Annotated in this window: 2 protein-coding genes; both read left to right on the top strand. The window is 46.6% G+C overall.

Annotation, left to right across the window (positions count from 1 at the left end):
• A partial coding sequence (locus QZP87_RS04725; protein WP_291321768.1) for a MucR family transcriptional regulator occupies positions 1-209 on the top strand: 209 nt, incomplete at its 5' end.
• 657 nt (positions 210-866) lie between these two features.
• Complete coding sequence (locus tag QZP87_RS04720; protein WP_363330988.1) at positions 867-1,640, top strand: transporter substrate-binding domain-containing protein; 774 nt, start codon at positions 867-869, stop codon at positions 1,638-1,640.
• Positions 1,641-2,654: the final 1,014 nt, after the last annotated feature.

The following is a 2,654-nucleotide window of genomic DNA, read 5'->3' as shown; positions in this document are numbered from 1 at the left end:
TTGAGTGCGGCAAGTCTTTCAAGGTTCTTACCAAGAAGCATTTTGCCAAACACGATATGACTACAGAAGAATACAAAGCCAAATGGGGGTATAAAAAAAACCAGTCCCTGATAGCAAAATCCCTGGCCCGGGAGCGCAAGAAAAAAATGCAGGATATGGAACTGTGGAAGAAGAGGGGCATGAAACCACAGCGTAAGATTATCGGGTAAAGGGCCAAAAATAAAAACAGTAACAGTTTACCCATTTGCATGTGGCATGGGGACTAGCTCTTCCGGGACCCACTTGTCCCAAAAAATGAGATATTTTAAGCACAAAATGATGCTCAAGTGGGTCCCGGAGTGCCTGTCCCCTGCTTTCCTTAACAGCGCTACACAGATACAGTACGCAAAGTTAAAGACGCGAAGCGGGTCTATTATCCAAAACCGGGGCACGGTTTTGGACAAGGCTGCCCTTTCATTTGCCGCAAGCCCGGCAAATGAAAAAACCTTCCTGCCTTCCTTGATGCACCTGCAAAAAGTCGGGGAATGAAAAATACACAAATCAACAATATACATAACTCTTTGATTTTACTGCCTGCCCCGTGAAATAACTCCTTGGAGTTCCCGAAGGTATTTCACTGGGGACCTCTGACCTCTAATCTCTGACGTCTGTGACTGCAAAAATGACTTTTTGCAGTCACATCTTAATCCTGTTAATCCTGTTAATCCTGTCAAAAAAGTTCTTTTCTTTATTGGGTTGCGGGCAAAGCCCGCTTTAGAAAGCATTGTAGATGATGAATGTCTGAGTGGAGACTACGGCCTCGACGATAGTCCGGTATTAAACTTGAGAGGAATACCATTAGCAAGGATCATTTGAAGGGAAAATGCATGCTGACGACACGTACAACGTTCATGACAATGTGCTTTTGGGCATGTATCATGGTCTTTTTATTAAAGCCTTTTCCAACCGAAGCTGGACAAGCCGTCAGATTGGTCACTGGAGACGACTACAAGCCATTTACTGATCAGACCCTTCCGCAGGGGGGCATGATCACTGAAATCGTAGATCACGTCTTCCAACAGTTGGGATACGATGCCGAGATTGAATTTCACTCCTGGAGCAGGGGGTACAGCCTGTCCAAAGAAGGAGACTTCCTGGGCACGTTTCCCTATGTCAAGACTTTGGAGCGGAAGGAAGAGTTTTATTTTTCAGACCCCATCATTACCGTCACAAATCTTTTTTTCGTGCGCAAGGACGCAGACATATCCTTTGTTCACGACTCGGATCTAAAGGGTTTAACCGCCTGCAAGCCTTTGGGCTATAGTCTTACTGACATCCAGAGCTTCATGGATCAGGACCTCATTGCGGTGCAGCGTCCAAACACCGTGGAATCCTGTTTCAAAATGCTGCACCGGGGCCGCGTCGACCTGGTTCCAATCAACGAGTATGTCGGGTGGGAAGTTGCAAGACAGATTGTCGGCCGGGAGGACGTTTTCCGGGTGCTGGACAGGCCCCTTCTGGAAGACGGCCTGCATTTCATTGTCACTAAAAAAAATTCACAAGGCCTGGAAATTGTCGGGAGGTTCAACGAGATTCTGCGGCAAATGCGGGATGAAAGCAATCTGGATGCAATTATTGACCGCCACTTGTACAGTGAATAGCCATGGTTATTCATCATAAGTGCCTTGATATTCATGATTTCATGATTTCAAAGTCAATCAGCCCTTGATGTACCTGCTAAGCGCTTTGCATGTCGCATGGGGACAGGCACTTTTGCCGACCTCTGAATGCTTGATATAGTCAGTAAACATATTGCTTACAAAACAATACCAGGAATCGCAGTCTGTATCGGGATATTTAGGGTTCATCCGGCTAAAGCGTACTTCCTCGAAAAGAAAAAGAGTATCTCACGCCCGGCCTGAAGCAGGCCTTGAGACGCCGAGCAAGGCAGGAGGAAGAAATTTAATATTCATATCCACCGAGTCGGTGGCTATGAATAACAAGCTCGTAACCATTCAGGGGGATGCCGGAATCGGCCCGGGGACAGTCCCCGCGACAATTTTTCCGCACAAATACCAAAATTACAGACTCGAAGTTATGCGTACCTGCACAGATAGTACTTAGCGGGGACAGTCCCCAGGCCTGGAGGGCAATGATAAATGACTTCTCTCCTCTCCCAAGCTCTGTGGCTCTAGCGATTCCTGGAGCGGGCGAGAGTAAAAATGCCTTACGTCTGAGTCAGGGTTGGCGGAACCATCGGTGTTAACGGAAAGCAGGAGACAGGCACCCCAGCCCTTGTATTCTATCGATGTAAGAAAACAGGCTTAGAAAACAAGGGCTGTGAGAGCCAGTCTCCATGCCACATGCAAATGGATAAACTGTTACTACAACATTTATTTTTCGTATATGAAAAAAATGCTTGATTTTATCCGAAATCATATTGTTTACAAAACCATGCTGGCAATCTTAGTATGCATCGCCATAGTCAGCGCTGTTTCCGGAATTTTTTTCTACATTACCCATAAAAATAAAATGCTCAATGATTACAATGTTGAAGCGGGCAGAGGCTGAACGAGAAAAGCTGCAGTCCCAGCTGCTGCAGGCACAGAAGATGGAGTCCGTAGGTATTTTGGCCGGGGGAGTGGCCCACGACTTCAACAATCTGCTCCAGGCCA

The organism is Desulfonatronospira sp. (assembly GCA_003563255.1).
In the GTDB taxonomy this organism is placed as follows: domain Bacteria; phylum Desulfobacterota; class Desulfovibrionia; order Desulfovibrionales; family Desulfonatronovibrionaceae; genus Desulfonatronospira.
Note: the sequence above shows the minus strand (reverse complement) of the source record. Positions and strands in the feature narration are given on the sequence as shown.

What these genes read in the sequence shown, in the direction of transcription:
- QZP87_RS04720 (WP_363330988.1), top strand. Translation starts at nt 867, where the DNA reads ATGCTGACGACACGTACAACGTTCATGACAATGTGCTTTTGGGCATGT.